Consider the following 24110-nt stretch of genomic DNA (forward strand, 5'->3'; position numbering starts at 1 on the left):
CCTCAGTCGCCCGACCCAGGTGCCAGCACCTCGCGCGTGCCGTTGCGACCCATCGGTGATACCAGCCCGGCCGCCTCCATCTGCTCGATCAACCGCGCAGCCCGGTTGTAGCCAATCCGCAATTGCCGCTGGACCGACGAGATCGACGCCCGGCGCGAGGTCAGCACGTACTGGGCCGCCTCGTCGTAGAGCGGATCGGCCTCGCCATCCCCTCCGCCATCGCCAAACAGGTCGGCGCCGCCGGCATCCGGCGTATCTCCGGCCAGGATGGCCTCGTCGTAGTCCGGCTCGCCAAACTGCTTCCAGTGCTCCACCACGCGGTGCACCTCGTCGTCGGCCACGAAGGCGCCGTGCACCCGCTGCGGATAGCCGGTACCCGGTGGCAGGAACAGCATGTCGCCTTGTCCCAGCAGGCTTTCCGCGCCCATCTGGTCCAGGATCGTGCGCGAATCGATCTTCGACGACACCTGGAACGCCACGCGCGTGGGGATGTTCGCCTTGATCAGGCCGGTAATCACGTCCACCGACGGGCGCTGCGTGGCCAGGATCAGGTGGATGCCGGCGGCGCGGGCCTTCTGCGCCAACCGCGCGATCAGTTCCTCAATCTTCTTGCCGGCCACCATCATCAGGTCCGCCAGCTCGTCAATCACCACCACGATCAACGGCAACGTGGACAGCGGCTCAGGCGCGTCCGGCGTCAGCGAGAACGGGTTGGGCACCTTCTCGCCGGCGGCCTCGGCCGCGCGGATCTTCTGGTTGTAGCCGGCCAGATTGCGCACGCCCAGCGTGGACATCAGCCGATAGCGCTTCTCCATCTCGCCCACGCACCAGTTGAGCGCGTGCGCGGCCTGCTTCATGTCCGTGACCACGGGCGCGAGCAGATGCGGGATGCCCTCGTAGACGGACAGTTCCAGCATCTTCGGGTCGATCATGATCATGCGCACGTCTTCCGGCGTGGCCTTGTACAGCATCGACAGGATCATGGCGTTGACCGCGACCGACTTGCCGGAGCCGGTCGTGCCGGCCACCAGCAGGTGCGGCGCCCGGGCCAGGTCGGTCACCACCGGGTTGCCGGTGATGTCCTTGCCCATCGCCAGCACCAGACGCGATGCGTGCGCCTGGAACGCGGCGCCGGTGACGATCTCCGACAGCCGGATCATCTGCCGTTTGGCGTTTGGCAGCTCCAGCCCCATGCAGGTCTTGCCGGGGATGGTTTCCACCACGCGGATCGACGTCACGCCCAGCGCGCGCGCCAGATCCTTCATCAGACCCACCACTTGCGCGCCGCGCACGCCCATGGCCGGATCGACCTCGAATCGCGTAATGACGGGACCGGCACTGGCGCCGACCACCGACACGGGCACCTTGAACTCGGCCAGACGCTGGGCGATCAGCTCGCCCGTCTCCTGCAGCCGCTCCTCGGATACCTGTTCCCCGCTATCCATCGCCGCTTCCAGCAGGTCGCCGCCAGGCAGGCGATAGTCGACGATGCGCGGCGGCGCCGGGGGTGCCGGGGGCACGGGATAAGACACCGGCAGCGATGGAACCAGCGGAGACGGCGACTGGATGGCCGGCGCGGGCGCGAGCGGCACGGTCTTGCCAACCACCGCCTGCAACACGATGCGCGGCTTGGGGGTGGCCTGCACGAGCGCATTGGCGTCGAGCACCGCGGCGGCGGCATCCTCTTCGACTGGCTCGACGTTCGCCGAACGCACCTCGGCCGCGACGGCGGTCAGGGCATCGGTGTTGTCGCTGGCGTCGGTGTTGTCGGCGTTATGGGGATGGTCGGTATGGTTGTCGTTGTCGGCAGCGTTGGTGGTATCGGTGCTGTCCTCGGTGTCGGACTCCATGGCATCGGCAGCGGACACCATGGCCTGCGCGACCGCCTCAGCCGACGATTGCACTGGTGAGCCGGCTTCGACCACCACGTCCGCCACCTCGTCTGCCACTGCGGCATCAGCCGCCGTAGCAGCCGTAGCAACCGCATCAAGCGCGGCCGCAGGAACACCGTCTTCTGCAGCCTCGTTGCCCGGTACAACGGCCGGCACGGCTTCGGCGACGGGCGCCGAGGTATCCGATTCGACCCCGGGCGCTGCCGTTTCCTGGATGGTTGCGGCTTCTCCTGTTGCGACGGCTTCTCCGACTACGACGGCTTCCACTGCCGCAACGGCTTCCACGGCGTCGATGGCTTCCGTGGCCGACACGGCTTCCGCCGTATCGCGCTGCTCCATATCTTCAGCATCGAGCGGCCGTGCGGCCAGCGCGCGCAGCTCGGCCAGCAGCTCCATGGCTTCCTGCCGGATGGCCGCCATGGTCACGGGCGACGCGGCACGGTCTTCGTCGCTGGCTTCGGCCATGTCGTCGATTTCCGTCACGATCGCCTCGGCCCGTGCCACCACACCAGCCCCGGTCCCGGATTCGGACGAAGCCGCGGACTCGGACAAGGGTTCGGACGTGGACGAGGATTCTGATAAGGACGTTGGCTCGGCTGCGGCCTCGGCTCCAGCCTCCGCTTCAGCCCTGGAGACGTCCTCGGATGTGGCGGGCACGGCAACTGCGGCCGGATCGATGACGACGACTTCCGGCGCTTCGTCCATCGTTGCCGGAACCGTCGCGACTGGTGCCACGGCAACCGCCGCGGATGTCGCCATCGCCTCGGGCAGCGTGGTGACGGCGGCACGCAGGCCGAGCTGCGGATTTCGGAAGGGGCTGCTGACGACGGTGGCTCGCGCAGGCGCCGGTTTCGACGACGTCGCAGCGGCCGGCGACGGACGCGCGGCTGCGGATGAGATTGCCGATGTGGCTGACTGCATCGATGCAGCGTGAGACATGTGGCCGACGTGACCGGCGGGCGTCATCGGCTTCGCCGCGCGTGCCGATGCGGTCGACGCAGCCGACACACCAGACGTACCGGACGCACTGGACGCACCCGACGACGTGGACGGCACAACAGGCGCTGGCGCAGCGGATGCCGGCGTCGCGGCGCGGGCGGGTGCTGGCTTCACCGCACCCGGTGCCTCGCCATGATGCAGCCAGATTTCACCCGGCTGCGGCGGCGACTGGCGTGTGCGTGGCGGCGGCTCCCACGCCGGCTGACGGCGTGCGGAAACGGCCTCGATGCCCTTGTGTCGCGGCGGCGTGGGATTCCAGCCCGCCGACGAATGCGTCGGCAGCGACGTGGTCTCCCAGCGATCCACGGACTCGCGTGAGCCGGGCTGCGCGGAGGTAGCGGCATGCGACGTGCCGATGTCGGCGCGGAAATCTCCACTGACGTCGCCACGAAGCTCGCTGCGACCGGCCCCACGGAAATCGGCGCGGGCTTCGGCGCGGGTGTCGTTACGCACCTCGGGGCGGCCTTCGTCGGCGGCGGCGCGCGGCTTGCGCAGCAGGAACAGGCTGCGCCAGGTCTCGCCGAACACCATCGGTGCAGCCAGGCCCAGTACGGCCAGCATCATCAGCAGCGAACCCGTCCAGCCAAGCAGGTTTGCCGCGCCGCCGGCCAGCGCATGGCCCACTGCGCCGCCCGCGGCAGCGCCCTCGCCCTCGCCTCCTGTCAGCGACTCCAGCGTTGCGCTGGCGCCCAGCACCAGCAGCGTACCCAGCCAGACGCGCAACGAGCCACGACCGAACAGCCGGCGATCGCCTGCAAGCGCGCGCCCCACCATTCGCCAGACAAGCGGCAACAGCCAGAAGGTCGATAATCCGAACCAGCCCAGACCCATGATTGATATGACACGTTCAAAACTACGGGCAGCGATTGTAGCGGGTCTGGGCTCGCCGCACGCCTGGCGTAAAGGTTTTTCACCCTTTTCTTGCTCGATGCGTGGCAGCCGCAACACCTGCGGTACCATCGTTCCACTGCCCGATGCCGTTGCCGTACCGATGCCAACTCCCCTCGCCGACCTTCGCGTCCTTGTGGTCGAAGACCATCCGGTCCAGCGGACGGTGGCCGCCGACCTGCTGCGCGGACTGGGCGTGACGCAGGTCACGCTGGCGTGCGACGGCGGCGAAGCGATGGCCATGCTCGCGGCGTCGCCATTCGACGTGGTGCTCTGCGATATCGAGATGCCCGTGATCAATGGCCCCCAACTGATGGCAGAACTTGCTCGGCGAGGCAGCAGCGCGTTTGCCGGAGCCTCGCCCGTCTGGGCCTGGATGACCCTGCTGGCCGACGACATCCTCGCATCGCACCGCGACCTGGCTGAGACGCTCGGATTGCCGTACGTGCACGCCTTGCACAAGCCCCTGGTGGCCACGCTGCTGGAATCCATCCTGACGCAAACCGCGGCGCGCGACGATGTGGCGCCGGCTCATGCAGGCATGCCGGACGACGAGGCGCTACTCGCCGCCGTGCGCGACGACGCCAGTTTCGAGATCGTGCTGCAACCCCAGTTCCATCTGGCGACGGGGCGGCTGGCAGGTGCCGAAGCGCTCTGCCGCTGGCACCACCCTGCGCTTGGCAACATCCGCCCGGATCTGTTCATCCCGCGCCTGGAAGCGCTGGGTGCCGCCGACCCGATCCTGTTCCTGGCCGCCCGACGCTGTCTCGACGTGCACCAGCGCCTGCGCGCCGCCGGCGTGGAGATGGAGATCGAGCTGGGCATCAATGCATCGGCGCAGACGCTGTGCCGGCCGGATGTGCTGGAACGGGTGGAAGCCATGGTCGAGGCCGCGGGCGTTCCGCGGCGCCTGCTGACCATCGAGCTGACCGAAGGATTTCCCGTCGCCGATACCGTGGCGCTGTCGGTTGCCCTGAACCGCTTGCGGCTACTCGGCTACGGGGTGGCGATCGACGATTTCGGCGTGGGCATCGCCACGCTCAAGCTGCAGGCGGACCTGCCTTTCACGCAGGTCAAGCTGGACCGCTCGTTCGTCGTCAACGTGGATGCGGAGAACCAGCGCACCGTGATCTGCCGCAGCATGATCCGGCTCGCGCGGGAGCTGGGGCTGACGTGTGTGGCCGAGGGAATCGAAACAGAATCGCAACGCGACGCGTTGCTGGCGCTGGGGTGCGATGTGGGCCAGGGCTATCTGTGGTCACGCCCGCTGCCGATCGACGCCTTCGTCGCCAATGCCCTGTCGCAGGCCGGCGACTGGCGGACCGCCGACGGCCCGGCCGCGTGATAGGTGCGTGATAGGCATGCAAGGGGCGCCGGTGTGCTACGGCGCGGCCCGGAACGGATACTTCGCAAAGATCTGTGACACCACCTTGTCCAGCGCCTGCTGGTTGCCCTTTGGATCGGCCTGACTGGCATCGCCTTGCGCCACGCCCTCCCAGACCAGCTGGTTCCTTTTCGCATCGATCAGGTCGATGTTCAGCGTGCCTTCGGTGTACGAATAGGTGTCGCTATAGAAGCCGTATCCGGGCCACGGCGCATAGAGGCCGCGCCGATAACCGTAATAGCCCATGTAGCCCGGCGCCATTGGCATGGGATCGCCGACGATCTTCTGCTGCAAGCGGGCATTGAAGTTGACCAGTAGGTCGGAGGACCCGGCGGCGTAGCGATAGCCGCGCGCGGTCATCTCCCGCTGGACCGCCGCCTTCAGGTATTGCGTGGTCAGGCTTTCATAGCCCTCGCGGTCGGTGCCCGGCCGCGCCACGAATCCGAAGGTGCGATACGCCGAGAAATCCACGGCGCGGTTGTAGTCGGTGCGGATGTCGGGCCCGGTGGCACACCCGGCCAGCGCGAACAGCGTCATGGCGCCGAGCGCGCATCTTTGGATGTGCAGACGATCAGGCAGTCGGGGTCCCATGGCAATGCTCCGCGGCGCTAATTCCATCTGCCATCAATGCCGCCGACACTCATGCGGCCCGCCCCCAGCAGCGCCACGGCCAGCGCCCCCGCCAGGTACATGCCCTGCAACTCCAGCGCCCAGCCGCCGGTCGGGGCCATATCACCGAACTGACTTGCGTGCACCAGCGCCAGCGCCACGATCATGTTGACGGCAATGATCAGGCCGGCAAGCCGCGTCCAGAGGCCAATGATCAGCAGGATGGGCGCGACGATTTCACCGACGTAGACCAGATAGGCCACGGATTCCGGCAGCCCCGCCTTGGTGACCACCTGCACGATGAAGCCCGGCCCCGTCATCAGCTTGGAAATCCCGTGCACCAGGATCAGCGCACCGAGTGCGATACGGAGTATCGCCTTGCCCACGTCCTGCGATCCTTGCGTGCGACTCATCAACTCTGCTCCTTGCCGTGAAATTTGGTGCGCGCGCCGGGCGCCCTTGCCCTCGCGCAAGTGACCTGCACAACTACCTTAGTGCGCACTGGCGTGAAGGTAAAGGCGCAGCGGCGACAAACGTCGTACTTCCGGCACACCGCATCCCGAGGTTTCTCATGGTGGGCCGTGGCGCGCAGGTGGCTCCGTCGGCGGTGCCACGTGCATGGGTGGGGTCGTCGCCGTCATCATGCCGACGCGGCGCGCATGCTCGGGCAGCACTTCGGCGAGGAATTCCAGGAAGCGGCGCAGCGGGGGCGTCACGCCCTTGCGCGACGGGAATACGGCGTGCAGCACTCCCATCGGCAAATCCCATTGCGGCAACAACTCCTCCAGTTCTCCGCTTTCGATCTCGTCCCGGCAGTACATGCGCGGCAGCATGGCCACGCCAACGCCGGCCATGGCGGCCTCGCGCAGCAGTGCGAACTCATCCGACACCAGCCGCGGATCGTAGGAAATATGGATGGATTCGCCGGACTTGCTGAATAGCGTCCAGGCGTGCTTGCCGTCATGCGGTTTCTGGCCGACCCCCGGCATGCCGTCGAGCGCCTGCGGCGTGCGCGGCCTCCCGATGCTGTCCAGCAGCGCCGGGCTGGCCACCAGCTTCATGTCGCTCTTGCCGAAGGTGCGCACCGCCAGGCTGGAATCCTCCAGCACATCGCGCACGCGCAGCGCCAGGTCGTAGCCCTCGCCAATCACATCGACGCGGCGGTTGGTGGCGTCGATCTCCAGCCGGATGCCCGGATTGGCGCGCATGAAGGTGCCGATCTCGGGTGCCAGCAGGATCTGGGTGATCGCCACCGGGCAACTGATCTTTAGCGAACCGCCCGGCTGCTCTCGCGCATGCTCGATCACCTCGCGTGCCGCTTCCGCCGCCTGCAGCATTTCCCGGCAATGTTCGTAATACGACTCGCCGAGCGGCGTAACGCGCACCTGACGCGTGGTCCGGCGCAGCAGTTGCACGCCCAGGTCCCGCTCCAGCTGGGCTATCCGGCGCGACAGCCGCGACTTGGGCACACCGGTGGCGCGGCTGGCGGCCGAAAAGCTGCCGTGTTGCACCACCTGGGCAAACAGCGACAGATCGTTGAGGTCTTGCATGCCGAATCTCCATCGGACATCGCGCGCTGCCACAAAGGCTCAGGTCGCGGCGTTGCGCAGGTAGAACAATTATTTGCATTTTGCCTCACTACCGGCACCAATGGCCAGGGCTTATCTTTCAGTCATCCCAACCGAACACAGCCCCCGTGGAGCCAGACATGAACATCCTGCAAATCGATTCCAGCGTACTTGGCGATAACTCCGTTTCCCGTGGCCTGACGGCCAGCGTGGTCGCCGACCTGGTTGCCAAGAACCCCCAGGCCAAGGTGACCGTCCGCGATCTGGACCAGGACGCCCCCGCTCACCTGACCGGCAACCTGCTGCCCGTGCTGGGCGGCCCGAAGGACGGCCTGAACGCCGTGCAAGAGGCTGAGCTGCAGCGTACGGAAGCGTGGCTGGCCGAGTTCATGGCCGCCGACGTGCTGGTCATTGGCGCCCCGCAATACAACTTTGGCATTCCGAGCCAGCTGAAGTCCTGGATCGATCGTATCGCCCAGGCCGGCCGCACGTTCCAATACACGGCCAACGGCCCGGAAGGCCTGGCCAAGGGCAAGCGCGCCATCGTGGTGTCGTCCCGCGGCGGTGTGCGCCAGGACGCCAACGCGCTGGATCTGCATGAAATCACCGTCGACACGGTGCTGCGATTCCTGGGCATCACGGACGTCACCATCGTCCGCGCGCACGGCCTGGCCATGGGCCCGGATGCCCGCGAAGCCGGCCTCGCCGCCGCCCGCACGGCCATCGCCGCGCTGAACGATGGCACCCGCGCCGCCGCCTGAACCTGACTCTCTCCTCCGTGTCCGGTGCCGCCCTCCGCGGTACCGGCGCTTTCCCGCCGGGCCCCGCCTTTATTGGTGCGGCCCGTTTTTTCTTGCGCGCGCGTGCATTGGCATGCGCGTTTGCAGGCGCCGGCCCTTCCCGCGCGCCGCCCCGGGCCTTGCGCTGCAGCCGTTCGCGCCCCGCCCCGGCTCGCCCCGCCCGGCGATCAGGTCTATGATGATTCGAAATCTGGCGGATTCATCCAGCGCCGTGCCGCATGGCACGCCCTCCGCCGCCTGCCTTGTCCGTGCTGCCTTGCGCAGCGCCGTCTCACCCGTGTCGTCTCTGCCTTGATCCGTCTCCGGGAGCCTGCATGACCTCAGCACTGTTGCCTGCCGCCGCGAACCATCCCCCGCACGAGCCCGCCCTGCTTGGCCAGTACCGCCATGTGCGCGCCGCAACGGAAGCCATGGTGGCGGACCTGTCCGATGCGGATGCGACCGTGCAGTCGATGGAAGATGCCAGCCCGGCGAAGTGGCACCTGGCGCATACCACCTGGTTTTTCGAGGAATTCGTGCTGGCGGCGCGACTGCCGGACTATGAGCCGGTGGACCCCCAGTATCGCTACCTGTTCAATTCGTACTACGAGGCCGTGGGCGCGCGCCATCCACGTCCCCGGCGTGGCCTGCTGTCGCGTCCCTCGCTCGACGAGGTGCTGGCGTATCGCGAGGCCGTCGACGAGACCATGTTGTCCCTGCTGACGAAGGCGCAGACCGACGACGAGGCGGCGCTCATCACGCTCGGCCTGAACCACGAACAGCAGCACCAGGAGCTGCTGCTGACCGACATCCTGCACCTGTTCGCCCAGAACCCGTTGCGCCCGGCCTTCGCGCCGGAGCTGGCGGCGCCGGTGATCGCGGACCCGCGTCCCGCGCCGGAGTGGATCCGCTTCACGGGCGGCGTGGTTGCCATCGGGCATGGCGGCGACGATTTTGCGTTCGACTGTGAGACGCCGCGCCATAACGTGCTGCTGCAACCGTACGCGCTGTGCTCGCACCCCGTGAGCAATCACCAGTGGTTCGAATTCATCGAGGACGGGGGTTATCAGACGGCTGGGCTCTGGCTGTCCGACGGCTGGCGCTGGGTGTGCGATCACGGCATCCAGGCGCCGCTGTACTGGGAGGAACGCGAGGGCACTTGGTGGCAAATGAGCCTGCGCGGCATGCAGCCGGTGGATCCGGACAGCCCCGTCACGCACGTGAGTTTCTTCGAGGCCGACGCCTTCGCCCGTTGGGCCGAGCGCCGCCTGCCCACGGAGGCTGAATGGGAGCACGCGGCGCGCAATCTGCCCGCCACCGGCAATTTCCTGGATGGCCGGGTACTGCGCCCGCTGCCGGATCGCCAGAACACCGCCGGCGCGTTGCGCCAGATGTTTGGCGATGTCTGGGAATGGACCGGCAGCGCCTTCCTACCTTACCCCGGTTTCCGGCCCAGCGCCGGCGCCATCGGCGAATACAACGGCAAGTTCATGAGCAGCCAGATGGTGCTGCGCGGCGGTTCCTGCGTCACGCCGGAGTCCCACATCCGCGCGAGTTACCGCAACTTCTTCTACCCGCATCAGCGCTGGCAATTCACCGGCGTGCGCCTGGCCGACGACATCTAAGAGGCACTATCAAAATGATTCTGGCGTCGTTGCCGGGTTAGCCACACTCGCTTGCAGTACCACTTGTACTGTCTGCGGCCTCGCGTCTAGCCAGGACCGCTTCGCTTCGTTTTGAAACAACCTCTAGTCCGGACCCGCAACGCCAGTTAGGTGGCTACCTCAAAATAGAAAAAACCGGTTATTCCAGCAAGCCACTGCCGCGCCTAATCTTGATCCTGTCGCAACGCCAATCCGGCGAAGCCAACTGATAAGACAGGAGCAAGTCATGGCACAACGTCTTGATTTCTATAACGCCAGCCCCGCTGCCATCAAAGCCATGCTCGGCCTGGAAAAGCGCATCAGCGAAGCCGGTCTGGAACAGTCGCTGGTGGAACTGGTTCGCCTGCGCGCCTCGCAAATCAACGGCTGCGCCTATTGCGTCGATCTGCACAGCTCGGACGCCCGCAAGGCCGGCGAGGATGATCGCCGCCTGGCCACGCTGTCGGTCTGGCACGAAACGCCGTTCTTCTCGGATCGCGAGCGCGCCGCGCTGGCCTGGACCGAAGCCGTGACGCTGGTGTCGCAAGACCATGTGCCCGACGCCGCGTGGGAGGCTGTTCGCCCGCACTTCTCGGACGCGGAACTGGTGGACCTGACGCTGCTGATTTCCACGATCAACGCGTGGAACCGCTTTGCGATCTCGTTCCGCAAGACGCCGGCCTGAGGCAACGCCATGTCCCGACAGATTCTGAAGGGGGCCGGCGCCGGGCTGGCGCTGACCGTGCTGGCTACGCTCGGCGCGCTGATCTTCGGCGTTGCCCGCCCCGCCCAGGCGCACGAGACCGCCGGTGGCCGTGGCGAGGAAACAATCGCCCCGATCATGAAACAAGCGCTTCCCGAAGCCGCCGGCCGCGATGCGCTGATGATCACGGTGAGCTACGCACCGGGCCAGGCCTCCACGCCGCATATGCACCCGGGTTCGATCTTCGCCTACGTGCTAGAGGGCGAAGTGGAATCCCAGCTCGATGGCCAGCCAGCACGCGTATTCAAGCAAGGCGAGGCCTGGTATGAGCCGCCCAACGCTCGCCACCTGGTTTCCCGCAACGCGAGCCAGACCCGCCCCGCCAAGCTGCTCGTGTACGCGATCGTGTCGGACAAGGCGCCGGTAAAGCTGCCGCTGCCGCAATAGCGGATCTGCTGGCGAGCAGCGCCGTCCAGGGCTTTCCGGGTTTTTCGCGGCGCCCTCGCTTTCAGGTTTTCTGCTTCGGCCTGATCTTCTGATCGTTTCCTATCGCCTGGCATGCCGCCAGCCAGGAGCTTCTCCAATCGGCAAATCTCGGAACGAAGATTTTGGGAATTCATGGCCGTTAATTGCAAACATAGAGCAAAAACATTGCGGGTGCCGAACGATCGGCGATCCCGCATGCGGTTGGGCTTCCTTTACTTCGAATGTCTATTCAGGCGAGCGCCGGAAAGCGATGCCAAAACGGTTCAACCCGTTGATCGCACTGATCAGCAGCGTCAGGTCGGTCAGTTCCCGGTCGCTGAACAGCGGCCGGACCGCCTCCCACAGATCGTCCGGCACCCCGGTTTCCGCCACGCGCGTCACGGCTTCCGCCCAGGCGAGGGCCGCCCGCTCGCGGTCCGTATAAAGCTTGCTCTCGCGCCATGCCGGCAGCATGTCGATACGCCCGGCCATCTCCCCTGCCCGCCGCGCGCGCGCCGTGTGCAGGTCGATGCAGTAAGGGCACCCATTGACCTGCGACACGCGTAGCCGCACCAGGTCCGCCAGCGAATGTTCGAGCCGATAGGCGTCGCTACGCTTGTCCAGCCGCAGCAATAGCTCGATGCTGGGGCGGTTCGCCCGGTAGGAATCCAGCCGCTGGGTCATGTCGTGCCTTGAAATGCATCCGGAAAAGGATCGGCAAACCCGATCCGACGCCTCTCACACTAGGCGTCCGGAGCGGTCCGGCCAATAGCCACTATCCGCCGTTTTTCAGGTAGCCACCCGGCGCGGCTCAGTCGCCGCGCAAGCGGCGCCAAAGCGTGGTGGCGCTGATGCCGAGTTGCGCACAAGCGGCCGCGCGATTGCCGCCACATTCCGCCAGGACCCGACGGATATGCTCGGCCTGGCTAACGCGCGCGACGCCTGCCAGCGACTGGCTCGCACCCGCCGGCAACGCCACCGCGGTGGACAAGACGGGCGCATCGATCGCCGCCATGCCTGCGCTGGCCGGATCCCGGGAATCCGTGGAAAACAGCTCGGGGACGGCGGACTGCAATTCGCGCTGCAGTGCGGCCGGCTCCAGCCTTGCGCCGGCTACCAGCACGGCAATGCGCTCCGTCACGTTTTCCAGCTCGCGAATATTCCCGGGCCACGAATACCGTGCCAGCCGCGTGCGCACCGTCGCGGGCAACTGCAGCGGATCGGCGACGCCCAGCCGCTCCTGCGCGCGCCGGTAGAGCATCTCGGCCAGATCGGCCAGGTCCGCGGCGCGGTCCCGCAGCGGGGGCATCTCGATCCGCAGGATATTGAGCCGGTAGTAGAGATCCTGCCGGAACGTGCCCTCGCGCACGAGCGCGGCCAGGTCCCGGTGGGTGGCGGCGATCACCCGCACGTTGACGGGAACGGCCTCGATGCCGCCAATCGGCAGGACCTGCTTTTCCTGCAGCACGCGCAGCAGCCGCGTCTGCAAGGCCGGCGGCATGTCGCCCACCTCGTCGAGGAACAACGTGCCGTCATGCGCCGATTCGAACAGCCCGGCCTTGCCGCCACGCCGCGCACCGGTGAACGCGCCCTCTTCATAGCCAAACAGTTCCGATTCCAGCAGCGCTTCCGGGAATGCCGCGCAATTGACGGCCACGAACGGGAACGCGCGCCGGGGGCTGGCGTCATGCATGCCCTGCGCCAGCACCTCCTTGCCGGTGCCGCTCTCCCCGCCCACCAGCACGGTGGAATCGACCATCGCATACCGCCGCGCCAGCGCCCGCAGGTCCGTCATCGCCGCCGACGTCCCGGCCAGGTCATCCAGCGAGTAACGCACGCCCGCTGGCCGCGTCCGTGTGCGCGAACGCAGGTTGCGGTCGGCGCGATGGATCGCATTGGCGTCCTGGATCGTCAGCACCGCGCCGGTGGTGCCGGCCTCGCCGACGATCGGAATCCGGTTGACCACCACCATCTTGTCGCCCAGCCGATGGATCGCCTCCAGTTCCCGCGTGCCACTTTGCATGACCCCGTCGAGCGAGAGCCCGGGCGCCAGCGTGGACAGCTTGCGCCCCACGGCCGCGCCGGCGGGCGTGCCCAGAAAGCGCTCCATGGCCGGGTTGAACGCCTGCACCCGACCCTCCGGATCCACGGCCGCCACGCCCTCGTTCAGGTGCGCGAGGATGGTGTTGACGTAGTCGCGGCGGGTCGACTCGATGCGCCGCAGCCGTGCCGCCTCGATGGCATCTTCCAGCGCCAGCCGCACGGCATTGCCCGAGTACAGGAACACACCCAGCAGGCCATACTTGTCCGCCAGATCCGTCACCATGCCCGGCCCCACCACCACGCGCACGCCTTCCTCCTTGAGCGCCCGCACGCGCGCCGTGGCATCGTCCTCGGTCAGGTAGGTGTAGGTGGGAATGGATAGCGAGAAGGCCCGCACGAATTCGTCGACTTCGGCATACGTCGACGCATGGGTGACCAGTGCCACCATCGGCGAAATGCGCCGCGCAGTGGCCAGCGCATTCATCACATCGAAACCGGTCACTTTCACCAGCACCACGGGGACATCCACGTGCTGGCGCAGGTAGGCACCGTTGGAGCCGCCCGCCACCACCACGTCCACCCGGCCCTCGCGGGCCTCCCGGTTGATCGCGCTGGCGGCGGCCTCGAACGCACGCCCGACGATCCGAAACTCGGCGCGCCCGGAATAGGCCGGGATCAGTTCGGCAAAGGCGCGCGACAATCGGCTGATGCCCATGGCCCAGATACGGGGTCGGGCGCCGACCGGAATGGCGGGCGCATTGAGAGGAATCTGATTCTGCGAGGGAGTCATGGTGCAGCCACGATTGACGGGGATGGCAGGCGCGCGAACCGCCGGGATTGGCGACGCGTTCGGGCGTATAGTCGATTTGGATCGGTTGGGGTCGATTTGGATTGTGCGCCGGCGCCGCCGGCATTTCAATATTGAAACATCTGAATTTCAATGTTGAAATACCGAAGGGAAGTAATCGGCTCGTGAAACTTGTGGAATTTCAGTGTCGGTATGACCTAACCCTCTGAGCTGTAAGGGTTTATGGACCGACCGGAGCCCGCCCGCCGAGGGTGGATTCCGGGCTGGCACACCCCTTGCGCCATATGGGTCCGTTTCGAATCCGATATTTCAACTCCACGCCATGACCTTTTCTGCATCCGAACTCGCCCGCTCCGCCGGCGCCCGCTTCCGCCAGGCCCTGGTCGATGAAAGCCCACTGCAGATTCCCGGCACCATCAACGCGAATCACGCGCTGCTGGCCACGCGCGCCGGCTATCGCGCCATCTACCTGTCGGGTGGCGGCGTGGCTGCCGGCTCCCTGGGGCTGCCCGACCTGGGCATCTCCAACCTGGACGACGTCCTGACCGACATCCGCCGCATCACCGACGTCTGCGACACCCCGCTGCTGGTCGACGTGGACACCGGCTTCGGCGCCTCTGCCTTCAACGTGGCCCGCACCACGCGCTCGCTGATCAAGTTCGGCGCAGCCGCCATGCATATCGAAGACCAGGTCGGCGCCAAGCGCTGCGGCCACCGCCCGGGCAAGGAAATCGTCACGCAAGGCGAAATGGTCGACCGCATCAAGGCCGCCGTGGACGCCCGTACCGACCAGAACTTCGTGATTATGGCCCGTACCGACGCGCTGGCCGTGGAAGGCCTCGACAAGGCCATCGAGCGTGCCGTGGCCTGCGTGGAAGCCGGCGCCGACGCGATCTTCCCGGAAGCCATGACGGACCTGGACATGTATCGCCGCTTTGTCGATGCCGTCAAGGTGCCGGTGCTGGCCAACCTGACCGAATTCGGCGCAACGCCGTACTTCACCGTGGACGAGCTGCGCGATATCGGCGTGGCGATGACGCTGTACCCGCTGTCCGCCTTCCGCGCGATGAACAAGGCCGCCGAGAACGTATACGAAGCCATCCGCCGCGACGGCACGCAGAAAAACGTGGTCGACACCATGCAGACGCGCAACGAGCTGTATGAGCGCATCGGCTATCACGTCTACGAACAAAAGCTGGATGCCCTGTTCGCGCAGGGCAAGGGCAAGTAAGCTGCGGAATCTCATCCGTTTCTGAAACCAACATGCCCGCACGCAAGCCAAACCAACATACCAAGGAGACCCCAATGTCCGAAGCCCAACCGCTGGCCACGCCGAAGCCCAAGAAGTCCGTCGCCCTGTCGGGCGTTGCCGCCGGCAACACCGCCCTGTGCACCGTGGGCCGCAGCGGCAATGACCTGCATTACCGCGGCTACGACATCCTCGACATCGCCGACACCTGCGAATTCGAGGAAATCGCCCACCTGCTGGTGCATGGCAAGCTGCCGAACAAGTCCGAGCTGGCCGCCTACAAGACCAAGCTCAAGGCGCTGCGCGGCCTGCCCGCCAACGTGAAGGCCGCGCTGGAATGGGTGCCGGCCAGCGCCCACCCGATGGACGTGATGCGCACCGGCGTGTCGGTGCTGGGCACCGTGCTGCCGGAGAAGGACGACCACAACACGCCGGGCGCGCGCGACATCGCCGACCGCCTGATGGCGAGCCTCGGTTCGATGCTGCTGTACTGGTACCACTACAGCCACAACGGCCGCCGCATCGAGGTGGAAACCGACGACGACTCGATCGCCGCCCACTTCCTGCATCTGCTGCACGGCGAGTCGCCGTCCAAGCTGTGGGAGCGCGCGATGCAGACGTCGCTGATCCTGTACGCGGAGCACGAGTTCAACGCCTCGACGTTCGCGTGCCGCGTGGTGGCGGGCACCGGCTCCGACATGTACTCGGCCATCTGCGGCGGCATCGGTGCGCTGCGTGGCCCGAAGCATGGCGGCGCCAACGAGGTGGCCTTCGAGATCCAGAAGCGCTATGACACCCCGGACGAGGCCGAGGCCGACATCCGCCGCCGCGTGGAAAACAAGGAAGTGGTGATCGGCTTTGGTCACCCGGTGTACACGATTTCCGACCCGCGCAACGTGGTGATCAAGGAGGTGGCCCGCAAGCTGTCGAAGGACGCCGGCTCGATGAAGATGTTCAACATCGCCGAACGCCTGGAGACGGTCATGGCCGACGCCAAGAAGATGTTCCCGAACCTCGACTGGTTCAGCGCCGTGAGCTACCACATGATGGGCGTGCCCACCGCGATGTTCACGCCGCTGTTCGTGATTGCCCGCACGTCGGGCTGGGCGGCCCACGTGATCGAGCAACGGATCGACAACAAGATCATCCGTCCGACGGCCAACTACACCGGCCCGGAAGACCTGAAGTTCGTGCCCATCGAAAAGCGCGCCTGATTCACAGCAAAAGCAACAGTGCCGCCACCCCGCCGGGGTGGCAGGCACGCCAGTCCTCCACACGCCATGAACACTGCATACCGCAAGCCGCTGCCCGGCACCAAACTGGATTACTTCGACACGCGCGCCGCGGTCGACGCCATCCAGCCGGGCGCCTATGACAAGCTGCCCTACACGTCGCGCGTGCTGGCCGAAAACCTCGTCCGCCGCTGCGACCCCGCCACGCTGACGGACTCCCTGAAACAGATCATCGCGCGGCGCCGCGATCTCGACTTCCCGTGGTTCCCCGCCCGCGTGGTGTGCCACGACATCCTGGGCCAGACCGCGCTGGTGGACCTGGCCGGCCTGCGCGACGCCATTGCCGACCAGGGTGGCGACCCCGCGCTGGTCAATCCGGTGGTGCCGGTGCAGCTGATCGTCGACCATTCGCTGGCCGTGGAATGCGGCGGCTTTGATCCGGATGCGTTCACGAAGAACCGCGCCATCGAGGACCGCCGCAATGAAGACCGCTTCGACTTCATCAACTGGACCAAGAAGGCGTTCCGCAACGTCGATGTGATCCCGCCGGGCAACGGCATCATGCACCAGATCAATCTGGAGAAGATGTCCCCGGTGATCCATGCCGACCACGGCGTGGCCTACCCCGACACCTGCGTGGGCACCGACAGCCACACCCCGCACGTGGACGCGCTCGGCGTCATCGCCATCGGCGTGGGCGGGCTGGAAGCGGAAAACGTGATGCTGGGCCGCGCGTCGTGGATGCGCCTGCCGGACATCGTCGGCGTGGAACTGACCGGCCGCCGCCAGCCCGGCATTACCGCCACCGACATCGTGCTGGCCCTGACCGAGTTCCTGCGCAAGGAAAAGGTGGTTGGCGCCTATCTGGAGTTCCGTGGCGAAGGCGCATCCAGCCTGACGCTGGGCGACCGCGCCACGATCTCGAACATGGCCCCGGAATACGGCGCCACCGCCGCCATGTTCTTCATTGACGACCAGACCCTGTCGTACCTGCGCCTCACCGGCCGCGAGGACGCCCAGGTCAGCCTGGTGGAGACCTACGCGAAGACCGCCGGGCTGTGGGCGGACGCACTGGATGCCGCCGAATACGAGCGCGTGCTGAAGTTCGACCTGTCCACGGTCGGACGCAACATGGCCGGTCCGTCGAACCCGCACAAGCGCCTGCCCACCGCCGACCTGGCTGCGCGCGGCATCGCGGGCAAGTGGGAGGAAGTCCCCGGCCAGATGCCCGATGGCGCGGTGATCATTGCCGCGATCACCAGCTGCACCAACACCAGCAACCCGCGCAACGTGATTGCCGCGGCCCTGCTGGCGCGCAACGCCAACGCGCGCGGCCTCACCCGCAAGCCGTGGGTGAAATCGTCGCTGGCGCCGGGCTCCAAGGCCGTGGAACTGTATCTGCAGGAATCCAACCTGCTGCCCGACCTGGAAAAACTTGGCTTTGGCATCGTGGCGTTTGCCTGCACCACCTGCAATGGCATGTCGGGTGCGCTGGATCCGAAGATCCAGCAGGAAATCGTCGATCGCGACCTGTACGCGACGGCGGTGCTGTCCGGCAACCGCAACTTTGACGGCCGCATCCATCCCTACGCCAAGCAAGCCTTCCTGGCCTCGCCGCCGCTGGTGGTGGCCTACGCCATCGCCGGCACGATCCGCTTCGACATCGAGCGCGACGTGCTGGGCACGGATGCCGACGGCAAGCCGGTGTACCTGAAGGACATCTGGCCGAGCGACGAGGAAATCGACGCGATCGTGACGAAGAGCGTGAAGCCCGAGCAGTTCCGCAAGGTCTACGAGCCGATGTTCGCCATCACGGCGGCCTCCGGCGAATCGATCGACCCGCTCTACGACTGGCGCCCGCAAAGCACGTACATCCGCCGTCCGCCGTACTGGGAAGGCGCACTGGCCGGCGAGCGCACGCTCCAGGGCATGCGGCCGCTGGCGGTGCTGGGCGACAACATCACGACCGATCACCTGTCGCCCTCCAACGCCATCCTGGCCAGCAGCGCGGCCGGCGAGTACCTGGCGAAGATGGGCCTGCCGGAAGAGGACTTCAACTCCTACGCCACGCATCGTGGCGATCACCTGACGGCCCAGCGCGCGACGTTTGCCAACCCGACGCTCATCAACGAGATGGCGGTGGTCGATGGCGCGGTCAAGAAGGGATCGCTCGCGCGCGTCGAGCCGGAGGGCAAGGTCGTGCGCATGTGGGAAGCCATCGAGACCTACATGGACCGCAAGCAGCCGCTGATCGTGGTTGCCGGGGCCGACTACGGCCAGGGTTCGTCGCGCGACTGGGCGGCCAAGGGCGTGCGGCTGGCGGGCGTGGAAGCGATCGTCGCGGAAGGCTTCGAGCGCATCCACCGCACCAACCTGATCGGCATGGGCGTGTTGCCCGTGGAATTCGGGCCGGGTGTCAACCGCCTCACGCTTGGCATCGACGGCACCGAGACGTTCGACGTGATCGGCGAGCGCAAGCCGCGCGCCGAACTGACGCTGGTGATCCGGCGCCAGAACGGCGAGCGCGTGGAGGTGCCGGTGTTGTGCCGGCTGGATACGGCCGAAGAGGTCTCGATCTACGAGGCCGGCGGCGTGCTGCAGCGGTTTGCGCAGGATTTCCTGGAATCCTCGCGCGCCGCGGCTTAAACGTTAAGCAGTCAGCGCAAGGTGGGCGGCATGGCGACATGCCGCCCCGCGCTATTGGACAAGTGGACAAGTCACGATGCCTCACGTACCCCAGATCAAGATTCCCGCAACCTATATGCGGGGCGGCACCAGCAAGGGTGTCTTCTTCCGCTTGCAGGATTTGCCCGAGGCGGCGCAGGTCCCGGGCCGCGCCCGCGACGCGCTGCTGCTGCGCGTCATCGGCAGCCCCGACCCCTATGGCAAGCAGATCGACGGCATGGGCGCCGCCACCTCGAGCACCAGCAAGACGGTGATCATCTCGAAGAGCACGCGCCCGGACCATGACGTCGACTACCTGTTCGGCCAGGTATCGATCGACCAGCCGTTCATCGACTGGAGCGGCAACTGCGGCAATCTCTCGGCCGCCGTCGGGCCGTTTGCGATCAGCAACGGCTTTATCGATGCTGCCCGCATCCCGCGAAACGGCATGGTGACCGTGCGCATCTGGCAGGCCAATATCGGCAAGACCATCGTCGCGCACGTACCGGTGACCGAGGGCGCGGTGCAGGAAACCGGCGATTTCGAACTGGACGGCGTGACGTTCCCCGCCGCCGAGGTGCAACTCGAGTTCAGGGATCCGGCCGCCGAGGAAGGGGACGATGGCGGCGGCGCGATGTTCCCGACCGGCAACCTTGTCGATGACCTGGAAGTGCCTGGCGTCGGCACGCTCAAGGCGACGATGATCAACGCCGGCATTCCGACGATCTTCGTCAACGCGGAGGCCATCGGCTACACGGGCACGGAACTGCAGGACGCCATCAACGGCGACCCCAAGGCGCTGGCGATGTTCGAGACGATTCGCGCTTACGGCGCCAAGCGAATGGGCCTGATCCAGGACATCGACGAAGCCGCCCGGCGCCAGCACACGCCGAAGGTGGCCTTCGTGGCCCGGCCGGCGACCTATACGGCATCGAGCGGCAAGGCGGTCAACGCCGGCGACGTGGACCTGCTGGTGCGCGCGCTGTCGATGGGCAAGCTGCACCACGCGATGATGGGTACGGCGGCCGTGGCCATCGGCACCGCCTCCGCGATTCCCGGCACGCTGGTCAACCTGGCCGCCGGTGGTGGTGAACGCGAGGCCGTGCGTTTCGGCCATCCGTCTGGCACGCTGCGCGTGGGCGCGCAAGCCAGCCAGGTCGATGGCGAATGGACGGTGACAAAGGCCGTCATGAGCCGCAGCGCGCGCGTGCTGATGGAAGGCTGGGTACGCGTGCCGGGCGACGCGTTCTAGGCGCAAAACGGGGCGCAATGTAGGGCGCAATCTCGCATCGGCAATGCCTTGAAAAAGCGGCATCTTTCCATAGGGAAAGATGCCGCTTTGTCTTACTGGGCATACGTTTCCGGTCATTCATGGCAACGACGAGGTTGTCGACGCAACGCGCGTGCCTCGGTATAGTGCACGCTCCGTCCGGGACGGCGGTCCCTGGCAATCCCCATGACCCCCGACGGGCGGAACCCATGAATCGATGACAAGTGGCAACGCGTTCCATAAGACACGCGTCAATCGCCGATACGAGGAGAATCATGAAACGTACTGCCCATCTCAAGTCCCTGGCCGCCCTGCTGTTGTCGGCCAGCCTGCTGTCCGGCGTGGCCCACGCCCAGCTGGCTCCGGCTTCGGCCCCGACCGCGGCACCTGCCGGCGCCACCGCCGAAGCCCGCAAGGCCAACATCGTCATCATCGGCACCGGCGGCACCATTGCCGGCGCGGGTGCATCGGCCACCAACACGGCGGCCTACCAGTCCGCCGTGGTACCGGTCGACAAGATCATCGCCTCGGTGCCGGAGATCTCGAAGGTCGCCAACGTCAAGGGCGAGCAGATTTTCCAGATCGGCTCGGAGAGCTTCAACAATGAGCGCCTGCTGAAGCTGGGCAAGCGAGTTTCCGAGTTGCTGAAGCAGCCGGACGTGGATGGCATCGTGATTACCCACGGCACCGACACCATCGAGGAAACGTCGTACTTCCTGAACCTGACGCTGAAGAGCGACAAGCCAGTGGTGGTGGTCGGCTCGATGCGTCCGGGTACCGCGCTGGGCGCGGACGGCGCACTGAATCTGTATGACGCCGTCCTGGTCGCATCGAATCCGGCATCGCGCGGCAAGGGCACGCTGGTCGTGCTGAACGACGAGATCCACACAGGCCGCGACGTGACCAAGACCAACACGTTCAAGACCGAGACGTTCCGCTCGCCGTTCGGCCCGCTGGGCTACGTGGTGGAAGGCCGCACGCTGTTCTATCGCATCCCGGCCCGCCCGCACACGATGCAAACCCAATGGGACATCGACAAGATCGACAAGCTGCCCGAGGTCGCCGTGGTCTATGCCTACGGCAACGTCAACCCGGCCAGCATCGACGCCGCGGTGAAGAATGGCGCCAAGGCCATCGTCTATGCGGCCACCGGCAACGGTAGCGTGGGCGACTACATGGTGGAACCGCTGAAAGCCGCGCGGGCCAAGGGCGTGCAGATCGTTCGTGCTTCGCGCACGGGCAGTGGCGTGGTGGTTCGCAACGCCGAGCAGCCGGACGACAAGTACGACTGGATTGTCACTGACGACCAGCTGCCGCAGAAGGCGCGCATCCTGATGGCGCTGGCGCTCACGCAGACCAACGATCCGAAGGCGCTGCAGCAGATCTTCTGGAAGTACTGATCGGCGGAAGTCGCGCGGAAGGGTTGGCGTCGTCGCAGGCGGATACGCCAGCCCTTTCTCTCCGGTATTTCAGAACAACGTGGTGCTCATCAGCGCCTTGGCGACCAGCACGCCCTCATCCGGGCCCTCGGCATAGACGGACACATCCGTGGATACCTGCCGCTTGCCGCGACGGATCACCACCGCCACCGCACGCAGCGTCGCCGATCTTGCCGGCGCCAGATACTGGATCGACAAGTTTCCTGTCGCGCCACTGCGCACCACATCCGGATCGATATTGGAGAATGCGGCCGTAGCGCCCGCGATGTCGATCAGCGTCGCAATGACGCCGCCGTGCACGATGTCCGCCACCGTGGTGTGTTCCATGCTGAACGGGAGCAGCAGTTCGGCGTGATCGGGTGCGAGGGCATCGAGGCGGATGCCTAGCGCACGCGCCACCGGGGACTGCATCAACACGGACTCCACCACGGCCGCCACGCGCGGCGCGACGGTGCCGTCCGAATGGCGGGAAATGCCAGCAGAGGCTTCAGACATCGGCAAACTCCGGAAAGGATGGGGAATGAATCGTGAATCGAGACATTGCCAGCGTAGCCAACCACCGCGCCCAGCTCAATAACTTCCGGGGTAATCCCTGCAGACACCGGCGGTCCGCGTTGACTGGTTCCCGGCCGACCATGACCGATCCTGGCCGACCCTGGCCGACCTGACCGGAAACGTCATATCGCCATCGCCGGGCCGGCCATCCGCCCCGTTTATAATGTGCCCCCAGCCGTTCCACCCGCCGACCGCATGCCCGTCATTCCGTCCGATTCCGTCCTGTCACCTGCCGCAGCCGCCACTTCCGAGGGCCAGGGCGGGCTGAGCAACCGTCCGGACAGTCCGTGCATCGGCATCTGCTCCACGCTGTTCGACGAAATCTGCCAGGGCTGTGGCCGCACCGCGGCGGAAGTCAGCAACTGGGTGTTCTACAGCGACGACGAAAAACAGGTCATCTGGGAACGCATCACGCGAGAAGGCACCGCGCGACGCTTCCGTCAGGACTGATCCGCAGCCGGGCTGCCGGATAACCGTTTCTCCATATCTTCCACTTCGCGGCGCGCCACGCGCTGCCGGGCCAGCTTGCGCCAGCTTTCCGCCAGCACTGGCAGCTCCGCCATCTCGGCCAGCGCCGCGTAGTCGAGCCGATCCACATACAGCACGCGCAGCAACCGCTGCAGGCTCCACTGCGGACAGGGCCGCGCAAGCAGGATCAGCCGGTCGCCGCGACGCACCTCGCCCTCTTCCAGTACGCGGTAGTACCAGCCTGTCCGCTGGCTGCTCTGGACCGCGCGTGACATGCCGGCATAACCAAAGCGGTGATTGAGCTTCCAGCACGGCTGCCTGGCCTGTGAAACCTCCACCAGCGCCGTGCCAAGCCGGAACCGGTCGCCAACGCAGACGTCCGCTTCCGTCAAACCCCGGGTGCTCAGGTTCTCGCCAAACGCGCCCGGACGGGCCAGGACATCGACGGCCGCGTCGGCGTAAGCCGACAGTTCGGTCTGCCAGTGAGCGTAGTGATCCCGTGCATAGTGATGCAAGGCCTTTTCCGGGCCGCCATGGTGCTTCGGGTCCCCTTGCTCGTCGATCGCAAGCCCGATTGTCGTCACGCGCACAGCGTCGTGGACTTCGGTCTTGTCGATGCCGCTCGGCAGCCCTTTGGGCCCGTATGGGCGAACCTTTCCCGCCAGCACGGCGTCAATGGCGATATCGATGACCGCGAGACTCACAGCCCGGCCTCGCTCAGCCAACGAGTGAACATCCGCTCGCCAGCCGCCGCGACGGTCGCCCCGATCTCCGCGGTACGCCGGCGAATCGTGCGCGGATCGATACCGGCCTTGGCCAGCTCCACGGTATGGCCGATCAGCCAAGTCTCGATATCGCCGGCAAGCACTTCCGGATGGAATTGCAGCGCCAGCACATGCTTGCCGATGGCATAGGCCTGATTCGTGTTGCCCGCCGTGGAAGCCAGCAGTTCGGCGCCCGCCGGCAGGTCGAACGTATCGCCATGCCAGTGCAGCACCTGCCAGTCGGCGTCGGCCAGCGCCGCCAGCGGGGACCGCAATCCGGCCTCGGTCGGCGTCACCGGCGCCCAGCCGATCTCGCGCGTGCCGGGATACACCCGTGCATCCGACGCCGCCGCAATCAGTTGCGCGCCAAGGCATGCGCCGATCATCGGGCGGCGCGATGCCAGTCGCTCGCGAATCACGGCGATCTCGGCCTCCAGCCACGGATAGGCTTGCGTCTCGTACACGCCGATCGGCCCGCCCAGTACCACCAGCAGGTCGGCCGGGTCCGCCATCACGGGCGTCAGGTCGTCGACGCCGGCCTGGTAGATGCGGATACCGTGCCCACGCGCCCGCACAGCATTGGCGATGACGCCGGCGTGCTCGAACGCCACATGCTGGATGACATCGGTACGGCGCGCCGTGCTGCCCGGGGCCGCATCGTTGGGAATGCCGGGAATTTCGGTCATGA

Annotated in this window: 20 protein-coding genes; 11 read left to right on the forward strand and 9 right to left on the reverse strand. The window is 66.4% G+C overall.

Translation table 11 applies throughout. From position 1 onward, the window contains the following. Window positions 1–2 precede the first annotated feature (2 nt). Window positions 3–3722: an FtsK/SpoIIIE family DNA translocase gene (locus tag AC1DOX_RS02005; RefSeq protein ID WP_441617612.1), complete on the reverse strand. Its 3720-nt coding sequence runs from the start codon at window positions 3720–3722 to the stop codon at window positions 3–5. 160 nt (window positions 3723–3882) lie between these two features. Here AC1DOX_RS02005 and AC1DOX_RS02010 point away from each other — a divergent pair, with 160 nt between their 5' ends. Beyond that, window positions 3883–5124 carry an EAL domain-containing response regulator gene (locus AC1DOX_RS02010; protein ID WP_441617614.1) on the forward strand — a complete coding sequence of 414 codons (1242 nt, stop codon included), beginning with the start codon at window positions 3883–3885 and terminating at the stop codon, window positions 5122–5124. A 36-nt stretch (window positions 5125–5160) separates the two neighbouring features. Here AC1DOX_RS02010 and AC1DOX_RS02015 read toward each other — a convergent pair whose 3' ends face one another. The 3 genes from AC1DOX_RS02015 to AC1DOX_RS02025 all read right to left on the reverse strand — a co-directional run bounded on the left by AC1DOX_RS02015 (window position 5161) and on the right by AC1DOX_RS02025 (window position 7322). Beyond that, entirely contained in the window at window positions 5161–5700 is a 540-nt protein-coding gene (locus tag AC1DOX_RS02015; RefSeq protein ID WP_441618028.1) for a DUF4136 domain-containing protein, read from the reverse strand. A gap of 71 nt (window positions 5701–5771) precedes the next feature. Next, entirely contained in the window at window positions 5772–6185 is a 414-nt protein-coding gene (locus tag AC1DOX_RS02020) for a DoxX family protein (RefSeq protein WP_441617616.1), read from the reverse strand. A gap of 156 nt (window positions 6186–6341) precedes the next feature. After that, complete coding sequence (locus AC1DOX_RS02025; protein ID WP_441617618.1) at window positions 6342–7322, reverse strand: LysR substrate-binding domain-containing protein; 981 nt, start codon at window positions 7320–7322, stop codon at window positions 6342–6344. A gap of 158 nt (window positions 7323–7480) precedes the next feature. Here AC1DOX_RS02025 and AC1DOX_RS02030 point away from each other — a divergent pair, with 158 nt between their 5' ends. The 4 genes from AC1DOX_RS02030 to AC1DOX_RS02045 all read left to right on the forward strand — a co-directional run bounded on the left by AC1DOX_RS02030 (window position 7481) and on the right by AC1DOX_RS02045 (window position 10912). Beyond that, window positions 7481–8101 (forward strand): FMN-dependent NADH-azoreductase, encoded by a 621-nt coding sequence (locus tag AC1DOX_RS02030; protein ID WP_092137929.1) that lies wholly within the window; start codon window positions 7481–7483, stop codon window positions 8099–8101. Window positions 8102–8454: 353 nt separating this feature from the next. Beyond that, window positions 8455–9744, forward strand: a complete 1290-nt coding sequence (egtB, locus tag AC1DOX_RS02035; RefSeq protein WP_441617621.1) for an ergothioneine biosynthesis protein EgtB — start codon at window positions 8455–8457, stop codon at window positions 9742–9744. A 265-nt stretch (window positions 9745–10009) separates the two neighbouring features. Beyond that, complete coding sequence (locus AC1DOX_RS02040; protein WP_441617623.1) at window positions 10010–10447, forward strand: carboxymuconolactone decarboxylase family protein; 438 nt, start codon at window positions 10010–10012, stop codon at window positions 10445–10447. Between the two features lie 9 nt (window positions 10448–10456). Next, complete coding sequence (locus AC1DOX_RS02045; protein ID WP_441617625.1) at window positions 10457–10912, forward strand: cupin domain-containing protein; 456 nt, start codon at window positions 10457–10459, stop codon at window positions 10910–10912. A 264-nt stretch (window positions 10913–11176) separates the two neighbouring features. On the opposite strand, the gene AC1DOX_RS02050 is transcribed toward AC1DOX_RS02045, so the two are convergent. Together AC1DOX_RS02050 and prpR are read right to left on the reverse strand one after the other, a co-directional pair. Next, on the reverse strand, window positions 11177–11614 hold the full coding sequence (locus AC1DOX_RS02050; protein WP_441617627.1) for a carboxymuconolactone decarboxylase family protein: 438 nt from the start codon (window positions 11612–11614) through the stop codon (window positions 11177–11179). 127 nt (window positions 11615–11741) lie between these two features. Then, window positions 11742–13688 (reverse strand): propionate catabolism operon regulatory protein PrpR, encoded by a 1947-nt coding sequence (gene prpR, locus AC1DOX_RS02055; protein ID WP_441618030.1) that lies wholly within the window; start codon window positions 13686–13688, stop codon window positions 11742–11744. A 415-nt stretch (window positions 13689–14103) separates the two neighbouring features. On the opposite strand from prpR, the gene prpB reads away from it, so the two are divergent. The 5 genes from prpB (at window position 14104) to AC1DOX_RS02080 (ending at window position 21596) form a co-directional block, all read left to right on the forward strand. Next, entirely contained in the window at window positions 14104–15012 is a 909-nt protein-coding gene (prpB, locus tag AC1DOX_RS02060) for a methylisocitrate lyase (RefSeq protein ID WP_441617629.1), read from the forward strand. 74 nt (window positions 15013–15086) lie between these two features. Beyond that, a complete protein-coding gene (prpC, locus tag AC1DOX_RS02065; protein ID WP_441617631.1) occupies window positions 15087–16244 on the forward strand; it encodes a bifunctional 2-methylcitrate synthase/citrate synthase in 1158 nt (385 codons plus the stop codon). A 66-nt stretch (window positions 16245–16310) separates the two neighbouring features. Continuing rightward, complete coding sequence (gene acnD, locus AC1DOX_RS02070) at window positions 16311–18908, forward strand: Fe/S-dependent 2-methylisocitrate dehydratase AcnD (protein WP_441617633.1); 2598 nt, start codon at window positions 16311–16313, stop codon at window positions 18906–18908. 76 nt (window positions 18909–18984) lie between these two features. Next, window positions 18985–20178, forward strand: a complete 1194-nt coding sequence (gene prpF, locus AC1DOX_RS02075) for a 2-methylaconitate cis-trans isomerase PrpF (protein WP_441617635.1) — start codon at window positions 18985–18987, stop codon at window positions 20176–20178. Between the two features lie 293 nt (window positions 20179–20471). After that, the gene (locus AC1DOX_RS02080; protein WP_092137939.1) at window positions 20472–21596 is read left to right on the forward strand and encodes an asparaginase; all 1125 of its coding nucleotides are present in this window, start codon (window positions 20472–20474) and stop codon (window positions 21594–21596) included. 69 nt (window positions 21597–21665) lie between these two features. Here AC1DOX_RS02080 and AC1DOX_RS02085 read toward each other — a convergent pair whose 3' ends face one another. Next, window positions 21666–22130 carry a PaaI family thioesterase gene (locus AC1DOX_RS02085; protein WP_092137940.1) on the reverse strand — a complete coding sequence of 155 codons (465 nt, stop codon included), beginning with the start codon at window positions 22128–22130 and terminating at the stop codon, window positions 21666–21668. 255 nt (window positions 22131–22385) lie between these two features. Between AC1DOX_RS02085 and AC1DOX_RS02090 the strand changes: the two genes are divergently transcribed. Beyond that, window positions 22386–22640 carry a DUF1289 domain-containing protein gene (locus AC1DOX_RS02090; protein ID WP_441617637.1) on the forward strand — a complete coding sequence of 85 codons (255 nt, stop codon included), beginning with the start codon at window positions 22386–22388 and terminating at the stop codon, window positions 22638–22640. On the opposite strand, the gene AC1DOX_RS02095 is transcribed toward AC1DOX_RS02090, so the two are convergent. Both AC1DOX_RS02095 and AC1DOX_RS02100 read right to left on the reverse strand, forming a co-directional pair. After that, window positions 22631–23362, reverse strand: coding sequence for an MOSC domain-containing protein (locus tag AC1DOX_RS02095; RefSeq protein ID WP_441617639.1), 732 nt, complete (start codon window positions 23360–23362; stop codon window positions 22631–22633). The genes AC1DOX_RS02090 and AC1DOX_RS02095 overlap by 10 nt on opposite strands. Continuing rightward, entirely contained in the window at window positions 23359–24108 is a 750-nt protein-coding gene (locus AC1DOX_RS02100) for a glutamine amidotransferase (protein ID WP_441617641.1), read from the reverse strand. The genes AC1DOX_RS02095 and AC1DOX_RS02100 overlap by 4 nt, the downstream gene beginning before the upstream one ends. Window positions 24109–24110 lie beyond the last annotated feature (2 nt).

It is taken from the genome of Cupriavidus sp. 01L415, from assembly GCF_056400065.1.